Here is a 12,943-nt window from a genome sequence, read left to right as displayed (position 1 = left end):
CTTAGAGTGCCCAGGCAATCACTCACCGCTCGGCCGCTTGGGGAAGCCATGCCTCGACGCTGGGTCACCGCCGTCCTCTGCCTGCTCGCACTCGTCGTGCTCGCCTGCGAAAACGGCGGTGGGACCGCGCCCAGCCCCAGTCCTGGTTCGCCCGGCACCGAAGCCGGGGGGATCGCCGCCCTCGGCGACTCGATCAGCACCGGCCTCGGTTCCTGCCTGGTAGTGGCCCCGTGCGAACGCAACTCCTGGTCAACCGGGAACAGCCTCCGGGTGGAGAGTCACTACCGACGGCTACTCGACCAGGATCCGACGATCCGCGGGCAGGCGTTCAACCACGCTCAGGCGGGAGCCCGGGCGTCCGCGCTCGCCGGCCAGGCGGAGCAGGCAACGCGGGACCGACCGGACCGGATCACCGTGCTCATCGGCGCGAACGACGTCTGCCACGGCGAGGTCACGGCGATGACGCCGGTGGAGACGTTCCGGAGCCAGGTGGATCGGGGGCTGCGGGTCCTGAAAGCGGAGCTGCCGAAGGCGCGACTGCTGGTGGTCAGCATTCCAGACCTGTACCGACTCTGGGAGGTGGGGCACACCAACGACCGGGCGGTACGGGCCTGGAGTCTGGGAATCTGCCCAGCCCTGCTCAAGAATCCGACCTCCACCGACCCGGCGGATCGTTCCCGGCGAGACGCCGTGCGCGAACGGGTCGCCGACTACAACAACCAGCTCGCCGCGGCCTGCACGGCGTACGGCTCCCGCTGCCGCTACGACGACGGCGCCGCCCACCAGCTCCGTTTCACACTGGACCTGGTCAACGCCTTTGACTGGTTCCATCCCAACCTCGCCGGCCAGGAGCGGCTCGCCGAGGTCACCTGGGGAGCCTGGGAACGCGACGCCTGAGCCGGTGCTCCCCCGCTCCACCACACCGGCAACCCACCCCACTGTGCTGGCGGTACAACGCCCGGGACCGCGCCGCGAGCTCCTTGGTCGCCGAGGAGTTTGCCCAAGTGCCCAGGATGATGGCGACCCCCGGGAGTACCTTCGCGACAACCCGCTTCGTGGCCCGCGCGCCGGCCATCTGGGCCAGCCGGGCACCGAGGCGGAGTGTCACCTGGCCGAGCGGGGCCTGACCGGCGCTGGAGCCGAAGAGCGCATCAGCGCGCTCTCGACCGGCAGCTACCCCGAGCGCGAGCCGTGCGGCCTGCTCGGCCTTGTGCACCTTCTGCAACACCAGCAGGTCAACTGCGCGGTCGTGGTGCGTGGCGTCCAGCCCGTAGGCGGCTGCGACGTGCAACACCATCCGGGCCTGGGTCCAGGCGAGGAGACCCACGTCGATCACCAGGCCGGGCAGGCCCGTCGCCCCAGCGGCCGTCTCGGGGAACCGGGCATGGTTGACGAATCGGCGAACCGCCTGCTCGGCCAAGGCCTCGACCGGCACCGTCGCGGGCTGCTCGGCGCCGACTCGCCGCGCCCACTGAGCCGCCTCCGGACCGAGCTGACGCACCGCTGCCAGGGCGAGGTGCTCCGGTGCGTACTGCGGATCCTCGCGCATCCGGTCCCACAGCCCGGCTGGCGGCCCCGCTACGGCCGGGGCCGCCTCGGGTTGCTGCGGCGGGCGAACGCCGGGCTGACCATCGGCGGGTGCGGCATCGGTCACGGTGGGCTCCCCGGGGTCTGCGGTTGGGCGGCCTGCTTGCCAGCTTCACGGCTGGACTCGGACACGGTCAACGGTGGCGCTCAGGTCGCACGGCGAACCCCCGGCTGCTGGACCTTTCCGCCCGCCCCCTGCAAGATCGGTCGTTCTCCGCGGCGTGACGGAGGAACGCGCTGATCCGGTCGATTGAGGGACATGTCGGCCTCCTTCCGGATTGCTGTATCCAGGTGTACCGCGCCGGGACAACACCCGTGCTGAGGCACGGAAGCACTCGTCCGCTGTGCCTGGCTGGTCGGTAAGCGTACGGCGGGTTGGGGCCGGTCACGGGGCTCGCCCCCCCGTCGGCAGGGACGCCCCGGCCGAGCAAACGCCGGTCCGGGCGACCCGGCCGGGAGCGCGGCCCCGGACCCTGACCCGGGGGGCCGGCGGAATGCCGCAGGGCTGCGAGTAGTTTCCCCAACCGGGTGCCGTCCGTGCACGACGGCCCGTAGCCAGATCCAGGGAGGTCCGCACCGGTGCTCGATCCACACGAGCTCTACGAACTCACCGACGATCTGCCCGACCTCGGGCAGCCCGTCCTGATCCAGGCACTCTCCGGCTTCGTTGACGCCGGCAACGCCACCCGGCTGGCTCGCGAGCAACTGCTCACCTCGCTCGATGCGCGGCCAGTGGCCCGGTTCGACCTGGACCAGCTCTTCGACTACCGCTCGCGCCGGCCAGTGATGACCTTCGTCGAGGACCACTGGGAGTCCTACGACGCCCCAACCCTGGAGTTGCACCTGCTCCGGGACGACGCCGACACCCCGTTCCTGCTGCTCACCGGCCCCGAGCCGGACCTGCAATGGGAACGTTTTGTCGCCGCCGTGGCCGGGCTCTCCGCCCGGTTGGATGTCCGGCTGACGGTCGGCCTCAACGCGATTCCGATGGCGGTTCCACACACCCGCCGCACCGGCGTCACCGCCCACGCCACCCGACGTGAACTCACGGCGGGCTACGAGCCGTGGCTGCAACGCGTGCAGGTGCCCGGCAGCATCGGACACCTACTCGAGTACCGCCTCGGCGAGCAGGGCCGCGACGCGCTGGGCTTCGCCGCGCACGTGCCGCACTACGTCGCGCAGACGGAGTACCCCGCTGCGGCCGAGGTGCTGCTCGCCTCCGTTTCGCGCAGTACCGGGCTCCTCCTTCCCAGCGACAACCTGCGGGCCGCGACCGAGGCGGTCCGGACGGAGATCGACCGACAGGTCGCCCAGACCGAGGACGCCGCAACGCTGGTCCAGGCGCTGGAGGAGCAGTACGACGCCTTCACCCGTGGGCGCGGCCAGCCGAACCTACTAAACACCGGAACCGAGGCCCTACCGACCGCCGACGAACTCGGTGCCGAGTTGGAGCGCTTCCTGGCCGAGCAGACCCGCCCCAACGACAACCCCGGCGGCTGAGCTGGTCGGACGGGCCGCTCGGCCAGCCGCGGGGATCCCCGCCGGAACACTGAGCCCGGCCCGGCGGGCCGCGGCGAGGGCGAAGGTCGGGGAGCGGCGCCGAGCGCCCTCCCCGACAGCCCGTTGATGACACGCCCTGGGCAGGCAGCGAGCCGGCGACAGATCGGGCAGGCTGGGACACATGCGCCTGGCGACGTGGAACGTCAACTCCGTGAAGGCCCGCCTGCCCCGGCTGCTCGACTGGCTGGCGGACACGAATCCGGATGTGGTCTGCCTCCAGGAGACCAAGTGCCCGGACGGCGCGTTCCCGGTCGCCGAGGTTGGTGCGCTCGGCTACACGGTCGCCAGCCACAGTGGCGGCCGGTGGAACGGGGTCGCCATTCTCTCCCGGGTCGGCCTGACCGATGTCGCCCTCGGCTTCCCCGCCGAGCCGGGCTTTCCCGATCCGGAGGCCCGTGCCCTCTCCGCCACCTGCGCCGGGCTACGGGTCTGGTCCGTCTACGTGCCCAACGGCCGGACCCTCGACGACCCGCACTACGCGTACAAACTGGCCTGGCTCGGCGCGCTCCGGGACGCGCTGGAGGTCGAGCTGGCCGGCAACGCACCGCTGGTGGTGTGCGGCGACTTCAACGTGGCCCCCACCGACGCGGACGTCTGGGATCCGGCCCGTTTTACCGGCTCCACCCACGTCACGCCGGCCGAACGGGCCGCACTGGCGGCGCTACGCGATCTGGGCCTCGCCGACGTGGTCCCGACCCCATTGAAGGGCCCGCACCCGTTCACCTACTGGGACTATCGTGCCGGAATGTTCCATCAGAACAAGGGCATGCGGATCGACCTGGTGTACGCCTCCGCTCCGTTCGCCCGCGTGGTCCGGGCCGCGTACGTGGACCGGGAGGCCCGCAAGGGGAAGGGTCCCTCTGACCATGCCCCGATCGTCGTGGACGCCGACCTTGTCCCCGCGGTGGAGGCGTTCTGAGCACCCACACGGCGACAATTCACGCCGCACTCCACGTCACGAGCCAATCGCCGAGGGTAGGATTGACTTTAATTGGACCGTCGGGGATATTCCTAGTGGCACCCTGACATACCGAGACGGGAACGGTTTGACCGGTGATTCAACCGCCGCCACCCCCTACGACGCCCCCGGAACTTCCCTAACCAAAAGGCGTAGACGAGGCCTCAACAATGATTAATCGCACGATCGACTTCGCCAAGCACCACACGCCCAACTCCATGCGCCGCATGGCACGCCGAGCGCAGCTCGAGGCCCACAACACAAAGAAGCGGCTCGCCGTGCCGGTGGTCAACCGGTGCGAGTTCGACAACATCTACCACTGCACCGTACACAAGACGGGCAGCCAGTGGATCAAGGCCCTCTTCAGCGACCCCACCGTCTATCGCCACTCCGGGCTACTCCCCTACGACCCACGGTTCTACAAGCGGCGCAACCTACCCCTCATTCCATCCGGCCGGGTGGGTCTGGCACTATTCCACTCTTACCCACGTTTCAAGAAGATCTCGAAGCCTGGCTCCTACCGTGCATTCTTCGTGATTCGCGACCCACGCGACATCGTCATTTCGAGCTACTTTTCGCTGCGCAACTCACATGCCCCCATGGGCGATATCCTCCAGGTGCGGAAAACCCTGCGGGAAATCCCGATGAAGGAAGGGCTGCTCTACGTCATCGAACGCCACTCCAAGCGGCACCTCTTCAAGCAGCTCCGGTCGTGGGCGGTCGCTCCGAGCTCCGAGACCTTTCGTCTGTTCCGCTACGAGGACCTAACCGGGGAGCGGCAGCTGGAGGAGGTGGACCAGCTGATGCGGCACTGCGGGATCACGCTGCCCTCCGCCGACTTGGAGCCCTTGTTGTCCCGGTACAGCTTCGCCAAGATGCGGAAGGATCGGGAGAGCGCTGGGAAGATTTCCCACTACCGAAAAGGCAAATCCGGCGACTGGCGCAACCACTTCGATGACGAGATCTACGCGGCTTTCACGGCGGCGACCGGAAATCTCGTTGAGGTTCTCGGCTATCCGGCCCGCGACGCGGTTTCCTGACCGGATCACCGGCCGGTCTCACGTCATCGTGGCGAAGGCGATGACGTTGTCGGCGTAGCCGGTGCGGCCCCCCATCCAGGCTCCACCGCAGGTGATCAGGCGCAGCCCGGCCGGCCCGGAATCGCCGTACACCCGTTCGGCGGGAAGTTGGTCCTTGGGGAACCGCTCCACCGAGTCGACCCGGAATCCCACGACCGAGCCGTCGGCGCGGGTCACCTCGATCGGGTCGCCGGGACGCAGCCGGTGCAGGTCAACGAAGACCGACGGACCAGCCCTGGTGTCGACGTGACCGACGATGACCGCCGGTCCCGGATCGCCGGGGACCGGTCCCTGGTCGTACCAGCCGGTCTCGTGGGCCCGCTCCAGGGGAGGGACAGCGATAGAGCCATCCCGGGCCTGCCCCACCGGCGCGATCGGCGCGGCGACCCCGATCGCAGGTACGGCGAGGCGAACCGGCCGGCTGGTGGCCGGTTCGGGCCGGGCGCCGCTGGCGGGTCGGTCCACTTCTGCCGTGTTCGCCCACTCCAGCGGGCCGGTGGTTCGACCCAGCCCGGCACCAGTGGCGAAGACCCCCACCAACACCAGCAGCACGGCGAGCGGTACGGCCCACGGGCTGCGCCGGCCCGCCGGTCGGCGGGCCGCGCGGGCCGCACGGGCCCTGGTCATCGGCGGGCAGCCCCGCGGAAACGGCGGAGGGACACCAGCCACACCACCAGACCGGCCACGGTCAGCCCGACCCCGACCGGCAGCAGCAGCCCCGCGGAGAAGTTGCTGGCGGACCCGCCGAACCCGGTGGCCGGGCCACGACTGGGCGCGACCGACTTGACGACCTGGAGCATCGTTGACGCGGTCTCGCCGTCGCGGCACTCCAGTTTGACCCGGTAGCTGCCGGGCAGGGTTCGTTCCCGCACCATCGCCGTCGCGGTCAACAGCCCATTGTCCGGCTTCACCTGGACGCGGCCGAAGGCGTCGGACCAGACGTTTGCCGGGATGGAGTTGTCCCGGCAACTCGCCCGGATCCAGACCAGGTAGCCCGCCTTCACCGTGCTCGGACTCACCTCAACGAAGACGGTCGACGGCTTCGACCCCTCGGGCTGCATCGGGGCGGCAACCGGGCGGAGCACCCCCGCGGGGGCCGACGCCACAACGGGGGAGGACCAGGCTGATGCCGCTCCGGCAGCAGTCGGCGCAGCCGACACCGCCTGGGCTGATGCTGGCCCAGCCGTCGCGTTCGTGGCCCCGACCGCGAGCAGCGGGCCGACGACCGCGACCGCGATCGTCGCCACCAGGCCCCCGCGGGTCCCCTGCACCACAGCCCCCTCCCGACCCGGCTGGGCTGCCCTGCACACCCGGCCTGTCACACGGGGAATCCCGACATCCCCGTCGCACATCACATCCGATTCGGCGCGGTCCTCGCGTACGCTCGGATCGCTGTGACCATCACCGACTCTCACCCCACCGCGCCCGCGCGGAGCATCCGGACCTTTCACCCGCGACGCGGCCGGATGTCGCCGCGCCAGACCAGCGCGCTGCAACAGCTGTGGCCGCGGTACGGCCTGACCGTCCCGGAGGTGCCCGGCACGCCGGTGGAGCCGGCTGTCCTGTTCCCGCGCCGGGCGCCCCTGGTGTTGGAGATCGGTTCTGGGATGGGCGACGCCACCGTGGCGATGGCCTCCGCCGATCCGGACCGAGACTATCTGGCGGTTGAGGTGCACACGCCGGGAATCGCCAACCTCCTCGACCTGGTGGAGCGGCACTCCCTGAGCAATGTTCGGATCGCCGAGGGCGACGCGTTGGACCTGGTCAGCGCTCTGCCCGCCGGCTCACTCGACGCGGTACACGTCTTCTTTCCGGACCCGTGGCCGAAGGTCCGCCACCACAAACGGCGCCTCATCCAGCCCGCTCACGTCGCCCTGCTGCGCTCCCGGTTGGCGACCGGGGGCACGCTGCACTGCGCGACCGACTGGGCCGAGTACGCGGAGGCGATGCGGCGGACCCTGGACGCCGATCCGGGGCTGGTGAACCCGCACGACGGCTTCGCGCCCCGTCCCGAGCACCGTCCGGTGACGAAGTTCGAACGCCGCGCCCGGACTGCCGGCCGACCGGTGGCCGACCTGATCTACCACCGCCGCTGAGCCCGCGCGGGACGCCGATGACCGGCCCGGTTGGCGCGGGCGGTGATGGTCGGGGCACCATGGACCCCGCCATGACACTTACCGCCGCGCTGCCGGCCAGCGCCGACCCCGACACCCTGTACGACGCGTTCGCCGGTTGGGCCTCCGACCGCGGCCTCGATCTCTATCCGCACCAGGAGGAAGCGGTCATCGAGATCGTCTCCGGCGCGAACGTGATCATGAATACGCCGACCGGGTCCGGCAAGAGCCTGGTCGCGATGGCGGCCCACTTCGCCGCGCTCGCCGACGACCGGACGACCTTCTACACGGCCCCGATCAAGGCACTGGTGTCGGAGAAGTTCTTCGCGCTCTGCGAGGTGTTCGGGGCCGACAACGTCGGCATGCTCACCGGCGATGCCAGCGTCAACCCGGATGCGCCGGTCATCTGCTGTACCGCGGAGATTCTGGCCAACCTCGCGCTGCGCGAGGGCACCCGCGCGGACGTCGGCCAGGTGATCATGGACGAGTTCCATTTCTACAGCGAGCCGGACCGGGGTTGGGCCTGGCAGGTGCCGCTGATCGAGCTACCGCAGGCACAGTTCATCCTGATGTCCGCCACGCTCGGGGACACCACCCGGTTCGTTGCCGACCTCACCCGCCGCACCGATCGCCCGACCGCCGTCGTCCAGACGGCCGAACGCCCGGTCCCTCTCCTCTTCTCGTACGCCACGACGCCGATGCACGAGACCCTCGAGGAGCTACTGGAGACCCGTGAAGCCCCGGTGTACGTCGTACACTTCACCCAGGCGGCGGCCCTGGAACGGGCCCAGGCACTGATGAGCGTCAACGTCTGCACCCGGGCCGAGAAGGACATGATCGCGGCGGCGATCGGGAACTTCCGCTTCACCTCCGGCTTCGGCAAGACCCTGTCCCGGCTGGTCCGACACGGCATCGGCGTACACCACGCGGGGATGCTGCCCAAATACCGCCGCCTGGTCGAGACGCTGGCCCAGGCCGGGCTCCTCAAGGTCATCTGCGGCACGGACACCCTCGGGGTCGGCATCAACGTACCGATCCGCACCGTGCTCTTCACCGGGCTGTCGAAGTACGACGGCACCCGGACCCGGCTCCTCAAGGCCCGCGAGTTCCACCAGATCGCCGGCCGCGCCGGACGAGCCGGCTTCGACACCCTCGGCCGGGTCGTGGTGCAGGCACCCGAGCACGTCATCGAGAACGAGAAGGCCCTGGCGAAGGCCGGCGACGACCCGAAGAAGCGCCGCAAGGTCGTCCGGAAGAAGCCACCGGAGGGGTCGATCGGCTGGGGCAAGCCCACCTTCGAACGGCTGGTTGAGGCCGATCCGGAGCCCCTCGCCTCCAGCTTCCAGGTCAGCCACGCTATGCTGCTCAACGTCATCGGCCGCCCCGGCGACGCGTTCGCGGCGATGCGACACCTGCTCACCGACAACCACGAGGACCGCGCCGCCCAGCGCCGGCACATCCGCCGCGCCATCGCCATCTACCGGGCGCTGCGCGCCGGTGGCGTCGTTGAGGAGCTACCCGAGCCGGACGAGTCCGGCCGCCGGGCCCGACTCACCGTCGACCTCCAGCTCGACTTCGCCCTCAACCAGCCGCTGTCGCCCCTCGCCCTCGCCACCATCGAGCTCCTCGACCGCGAGTCCCCGGCCTACGCCCTGGACGTGCTCAGCGTGATCGAGTCGATCCTCGACGACCCGCGCCAGGTGCTCTCCGCGCAGCAGTTCAAGGCCCGCGGTGAGGCCGTCGCCGCGATGAAGGCCGAAGGCATCGAGTACGAGGCCCGCCTCGAACTGCTCGACGAGGTCACCTGGCCCAAGCCCCTCGCCGAGCTGCTGGACAACGCCTACGAGATGTACCGCCAGGGGCACCCCTGGGTGGCCGACCATCAGCTCTCCCCCAAGTCCGTCGTCCGGGACATGTACGAGCGGGCGATGACCTTCGGCGAATTCGTCCAGTTCTACGGGTTGACCCGGTCCGAGGGCCTCGTCCTGCGGTACCTCGCCGACGCGTACAAGACGCTCCGGCACACCGTCCCCGAGGACGCCAAGACCGAGGAGCTGATCGACCTCATCGAGTGGCTGGGCGAGCTGGTCCGCCAGGTTGACTCCAGCCTAATCGACGAGTGGGAGCGGCTGCGCAACCCCTCCGACGTCGAGGAGGTCGCCGTCGCCCTGGACGACCAGCCGACGGCGATCACCCGCAACACCCGGGCGTTCCGGGTGCTGGTTCGCAACGCCCTGTTCCGTCGGGTGGAGCTGGCCGCCCTGCACCGCTGGGACGAGCTGGGCGAGCTGGACAGCGCCGCCGGCTGGGACGCCGCCGCTTGGGAAGATGCCCTGGCACCGTACTTCGAGGAGTACCCGGAGATCGGCATCGGGCCGAACGCCCGCGGGCCGGCGCTGCTGCTGATCGAGCAGGGCAGCACGACCTGGAGCGTACGCCAGATCCTGGACGACCCCGAAGGTGACCACGACTGGGGAATCAGCGCCGAGGTGGAACTCGCCGCCTCCGACGAGGCGGGCGCGGCGGTCCTCCGGATCACCGAGGTCGGACAGCTCGGCGGCTGACACCCCGGCCGGGCTTAGTCGTCGCGGTCCGGGCGGAAGCCGGTGCGTTCGCCGCCCCCGGGCTCGTGCTCGCGGCGTCGCCAGAACTGACGGGCGGCGAAACCCTCCCGTCGAAGCCAGTGCTCGGTGTAGACGATCCGGTTCGCCTCGATCACCACCAGGGTGTCCCGTGGTGGCTCGGCGAGCGACCGGCCCCGTTCGGCGTGCTCGTTCTCCCACCGGAACGCCGCCCAGTAGGGCTCGCGGTCGGGGTGCTCGGGTGGCAGCACCCGAGCCTCGCCGAAGAGCTGCGCGCCGCGACTGCTGGCCAGCCCGACCAGCGGGGCGAAGACACCCACCGAGACCCGCGGGTCCGCGGCAATGTTGCGCAGCTTCGGCGATCGTGGCGCGGCGGTGAACATCACCGCGAAGTCGAGCGGGTAGTAGCGCACCGGGGTGGCCAGCGGTCCGTCGGGCCCGGCCGTGGCCAGCACGCACATGTTCTGCGACGAGAGCAGGTTAAGGATCCGCTCGGCAAGCCGGTCCCGCGGCAGTCGCCGCGTCGGCGCGGGTTCCGCGAGCCACGGGTTCGTCAAGGGCATCGCTGCATTCCCCCCCCATCATGCGATGATCACTCGCGAACACAGTATCGATGCTGAGGTCGACGCCGCGCTCGAGAGTGGACTCACCGGGTGCGCTTCGCGTAGGCGACTGTCCGGCGGGCGTCGCGCCAGGCAATCCAAGCGGTCCGGAGCCGAGGCAGGGAGACGGCTTCGCCGCACCGTCTGGCGCTGAGGTGGCCGATCAGCCAGGTTGGAGCGTTCGCCTGCTTGATGGCCTGCGTCTTGGTGAGGAGCTCGCCGTGGTCGAGGGCGTGCCGGCCTCGAGCCATGGCGGTAAGACCGAGCTCAGCAATCGTGGGTTCCAGCCACCACCAGGGACGCCGGACAGCCAAGCCCCAGTAGCCGGTCAGCTCCGCCCGCGCGGCTGCTCGGACGTCGGCGTCCGATGCCTCGGGAAAGACCTCGCGGGGCGAACGCCCAAAGACCTCGGATCCGTGTCGCACCAGCTCCGCCCGGGTGACCCGGGAAAGAGTGCGGTGAACGAAGCGGCCATGGGACCAGGTGGGATGCGGTAGCTCGAGCTCCGCAACGGTCGCGCCGTCGACGTACCCGCACCCGAGCTTGGCTCCCGCGCCACTTCCGCGGTCGAGCCGGCGGTGAATGGCAGCGAGCGCCGCCTTCCGGCCGGCGTCAACGCGCCCATCCACGAGCGCGACCAGATCAAGATCGCTGACGCCCGGAATGTAGTCGCCGGTGGCCAACGACCCGGCGACCATCAGGTCGCTGACCCAGCCGAGACCTCGCAGTTCGTCGCCCAGATCGTGGACCGCAGCGGGTGCTAACGCCATGCCGGCAAGGGTAGGGGGCACCCGCAACCCGCCAACCAGGGCCGGATCCAGGCAGCGTCATTGAGCCATCGCGCCTACCGATGCGGCGCCACCTTCGACCACGTTGCCCGCAAGGGACGAACCTGATCGGGTCTCACCGGCTGGGGCTCCCGCGTCTCACTCTCGAAGAGTTCGTTCGGCATGTCGTAGTACTTCGTTGTTCGGCCCAGGTGTGTCATGCCGAGCCGCCGACAGACAGCCTGGGAGGCCCGATTGTCCGGGTGCGTGACCGCGATGACTCTCGTCAGCCCTCGGTTGAACGCGTCCGACAGGACCGCCGCCGCTGCCTCGGTGGCGTAGCCGTGCCCCCAGGATTCCGGATGTAGCTGCCAGCCGATCTCGACCTCGGCCGGCCCACCGGCCGGCTCCCCCGCCGACAGCGGAATCGGCTTGAGCAGGAGATTACCGACCAGCCGGCCATCCGCCGCCGTAGTGATAGCCCAGATCCCGTGGACCGGATCATCGATGGCGCGTCGGCGTGCGATCGAGGCGAGGGCGCGCTCGCGATCGTGCATGATCGTGGGCTGCGGGCCCACAAATCGCACGACCTCCCAGCGTGACTCAAGATCCAACAGAAAGTCGGCGTCCTCGTCCTGCCAAGGGCGCAGCCGGAGGCGGTCGCTCACGATGGTGCGCATGCGACCCATCTAGCCAGCATCCGGCACCCCGACTCAACCCGATTTGCCGCACTCGCGCTGGTAGGAAACGCGCACCGCCCGCCGCGTCCCGTGCACGACAAGCCACGGTGGGTTGCATGCTGAAGTGGGTAAAGTTCCTACCTCCGGAGCACGAGACGAGTCCAACTCGGACCGCGAGGTCGCGGGCATCGTCTCGGGTGGCACGCGGGCCGCCAAGCAGGTCCAAGGTGATCTGACGGGCGTACCCGTTGAAGCGAATCGTCTCGAAGGCGGACTCGTACGCCTGCCGCAGCATCCCGACCGTCGGTTCCCTATCGCCCTTGCCGTAGTGCGCGCGACTTCGATCAAGTGACGTGCCCGACGCGGCCTTGACGAGATCGCTGCCGCATCGTGACGGCGAGCCTGCCGCACGGCCTCGCCGGACTTCTGAGGCCGCGTCGCGCCCAACGCTACCGACCTGCGGGCCGCCTCACACCCCCACACGCGGGCCACCCTGGGCGCCGGACCGTCCACTCCCCCACCTCCGACCGACGAGGTCCCCTGGCTGCAGCCCCTCCCCGACCACCTGCTCGAACCCGTCGCGCCGGCCGAACGGCAGCCCGAATCTCAGATCATGGCGCGAGAAACGATCGAGTTCGCCTTCCTCGTGGCGGTTCAGCACCTACCCCCGCGGCAGCGGGCGGTGCTGATCCTGCGCGACGTCCTCGATTGGCCCGCCATCGAGGCCGCCGCGAGATCACCGCCTTCTCCCCCGAGGTCTTCGCCTCGTTCAACCTGCCCGATTCGCTCTGAACCGCCCCAGGGGCACCCCGCGCCCTGCCATGACGTGGTCCTTCCCGGAACGGAAGAATCTCTTCGCGGCCCCGGGGGCGGTGGTGTGGGCTGGTGGTACCTGGTTTCTATGTGGTCCGGTGTGGTGGGCGTCGGCGCGCGGCGTAGCTGAGGATGACGCCGGCCAGGATGGAGAGGGCGGCGGCGCCGGTGGTGGTGGTCAGGTTGGGGCCGGTGATGGGT

The 12,943-nt window shown here is 69.9% G+C and carries 12 protein-coding genes and 1 pseudogene; 6 read left to right on the top strand and 7 right to left on the bottom strand.

Annotated elements, in window-relative coordinates; all coding sequences use genetic code 11:
* Positions 1-48 precede the first annotated feature (48 nt).
* Positions 49-897: an SGNH/GDSL hydrolase family protein gene (locus tag SALPAC4_RS0118395; RefSeq protein WP_019871575.1), complete on the top strand. Its 849-nt coding sequence runs from the start codon at positions 49-51 to the stop codon at positions 895-897.
* On the opposite strand, the gene SALPAC4_RS0118390 is transcribed toward SALPAC4_RS0118395, so the two are convergent.
* Positions 866-1,654 carry an EcsC family protein gene (locus SALPAC4_RS0118390; RefSeq protein WP_033664812.1) on the bottom strand — a complete coding sequence of 263 codons (789 nt, stop codon included), beginning with the start codon at positions 1,652-1,654 and terminating at the stop codon, positions 866-868. The two genes, SALPAC4_RS0118395 and SALPAC4_RS0118390, sit on opposite strands and share 32 nt — an antisense overlap.
* 512 nt (positions 1,655-2,166) lie before the next feature.
* Here SALPAC4_RS0118390 and SALPAC4_RS0118385 point away from each other — a divergent pair.
* From SALPAC4_RS0118385 to SALPAC4_RS0118375, 3 genes are all read left to right on the top strand, one after another.
* On the top strand, positions 2,167-3,087 hold the full coding sequence (locus tag SALPAC4_RS0118385; protein ID WP_019871573.1) for a proteasome assembly chaperone family protein: 921 nt from the start codon (positions 2,167-2,169) through the stop codon (positions 3,085-3,087).
* 181 nt (positions 3,088-3,268) lie between these two features.
* Positions 3,269-4,066 (top strand): exodeoxyribonuclease III, encoded by a 798-nt coding sequence (locus tag SALPAC4_RS0118380; RefSeq protein ID WP_019871572.1) that lies wholly within the window; start codon positions 3,269-3,271, stop codon positions 4,064-4,066.
* Positions 4,067-4,275: 209 nt separating this feature from the next.
* A complete protein-coding gene (locus SALPAC4_RS0118375; protein WP_020113533.1) occupies positions 4,276-5,145 on the top strand; it encodes a sulfotransferase domain-containing protein in 870 nt (289 codons plus the stop codon).
* An 18-nt stretch (positions 5,146-5,163) separates the two neighbouring features.
* On the opposite strand, the gene SALPAC4_RS0118370 is transcribed toward SALPAC4_RS0118375, so the two are convergent.
* Together SALPAC4_RS0118370 and SALPAC4_RS0118365 are read right to left on the bottom strand one after the other, a co-directional pair.
* The gene (locus SALPAC4_RS0118370) at positions 5,164-5,811 is read right to left on the bottom strand and encodes a class F sortase (RefSeq protein WP_019871570.1); all 648 of its coding nucleotides are present in this window, start codon (positions 5,809-5,811) and stop codon (positions 5,164-5,166) included.
* The gene (locus SALPAC4_RS0118365) at positions 5,808-6,458 is read right to left on the bottom strand and encodes a hypothetical protein (protein WP_019871569.1); all 651 of its coding nucleotides are present in this window, start codon (positions 6,456-6,458) and stop codon (positions 5,808-5,810) included. Before SALPAC4_RS0118365 ends, SALPAC4_RS0118370 begins: the two co-directional genes overlap by 4 nt.
* Positions 6,459-6,578: 120 nt before the next feature.
* On the opposite strand from SALPAC4_RS0118365, the gene trmB reads away from it, so the two are divergent.
* Both trmB and SALPAC4_RS0118355 read left to right on the top strand, forming a co-directional pair.
* Positions 6,579-7,280, top strand: coding sequence for a tRNA (guanosine(46)-N7)-methyltransferase TrmB (trmB, locus tag SALPAC4_RS0118360; RefSeq protein ID WP_019871568.1), 702 nt, complete (start codon positions 6,579-6,581; stop codon positions 7,278-7,280).
* A 71-nt stretch (positions 7,281-7,351) separates the two neighbouring features.
* Complete coding sequence (locus tag SALPAC4_RS0118355; protein WP_027644346.1) at positions 7,352-9,862, top strand: DEAD/DEAH box helicase; 2,511 nt, start codon at positions 7,352-7,354, stop codon at positions 9,860-9,862.
* A gap of 14 nt (positions 9,863-9,876) precedes the next feature.
* On the opposite strand, the gene SALPAC4_RS0118350 is transcribed toward SALPAC4_RS0118355, so the two are convergent.
* From SALPAC4_RS0118350 to SALPAC4_RS26825, 4 genes and pseudogenes are all read right to left on the bottom strand, one after another.
* Positions 9,877-10,443, bottom strand: a complete 567-nt coding sequence (locus SALPAC4_RS0118350) for a pyridoxamine 5'-phosphate oxidase family protein (protein ID WP_019871566.1) — start codon at positions 10,441-10,443, stop codon at positions 9,877-9,879.
* An 83-nt stretch (positions 10,444-10,526) separates the two neighbouring features.
* Positions 10,527-11,252 (bottom strand): nucleotidyltransferase domain-containing protein, encoded by a 726-nt coding sequence (locus tag SALPAC4_RS0118345; RefSeq protein WP_019871565.1) that lies wholly within the window; start codon positions 11,250-11,252, stop codon positions 10,527-10,529.
* Positions 11,253-11,326: 74 nt separating this feature from the next.
* Positions 11,327-11,929, bottom strand: coding sequence for a GNAT family N-acetyltransferase (locus SALPAC4_RS25470; RefSeq protein ID WP_019871564.1), 603 nt, complete (start codon positions 11,927-11,929; stop codon positions 11,327-11,329).
* 151 nt (positions 11,930-12,080) lie between these two features.
* A pseudogene (locus SALPAC4_RS26825) lies at positions 12,081-12,370 on the bottom strand (XRE family transcriptional regulator); the annotation flags it as partial.
* Positions 12,371-12,943: the final 573 nt, after the last annotated feature.

Origin of the sequence: Salinispora oceanensis, assembly GCF_000383575.1 — a bacterium.
Taxonomy (GTDB): Bacteria; Actinomycetota; Actinomycetes; order Mycobacteriales; family Micromonosporaceae; genus Micromonospora; species Micromonospora oceanensis.
The sequence above is the reverse complement of the archived record's forward strand: the minus strand, read 5'-3'. Positions and strand labels throughout refer to the sequence as shown.

Bases quoted from the DNA above. Each gene is read 5' to 3' on its own strand.
- SALPAC4_RS0118345 (WP_019871565.1), bottom strand. From the start codon at position 11,252: ATGGCGTTAGCACCCGCTGCGGTCCACGATCTGGGCGACGAACTGCGA.
- SALPAC4_RS0118370 (WP_019871570.1), bottom strand. From the start codon at position 5,811: ATGACCAGGGCCCGTGCGGCCCGCGCGGCCCGCCGACCGGCGGGCCGG.
- SALPAC4_RS25470 (WP_019871564.1), bottom strand. From the start codon at position 11,929: ATGCGCACCATCGTGAGCGACCGCCTCCGGCTGCGCCCTTGGCAGGAC.
- SALPAC4_RS0118350 (WP_019871566.1), bottom strand. From the start codon at position 10,443: ATGCCCTTGACGAACCCGTGGCTCGCGGAACCCGCGCCGACGCGGCGA.
- SALPAC4_RS0118395 (WP_019871575.1), top strand. From the start codon at position 49: ATGCCTCGACGCTGGGTCACCGCCGTCCTCTGCCTGCTCGCACTCGTC.
- SALPAC4_RS0118380 (WP_019871572.1), top strand. From the start codon at position 3,269: ATGCGCCTGGCGACGTGGAACGTCAACTCCGTGAAGGCCCGCCTGCCC.
- SALPAC4_RS0118355 (WP_027644346.1), top strand. From the start codon at position 7,352: ATGACACTTACCGCCGCGCTGCCGGCCAGCGCCGACCCCGACACCCTG.
- SALPAC4_RS0118375 (WP_020113533.1), top strand. From the start codon at position 4,276: ATGATTAATCGCACGATCGACTTCGCCAAGCACCACACGCCCAACTCC.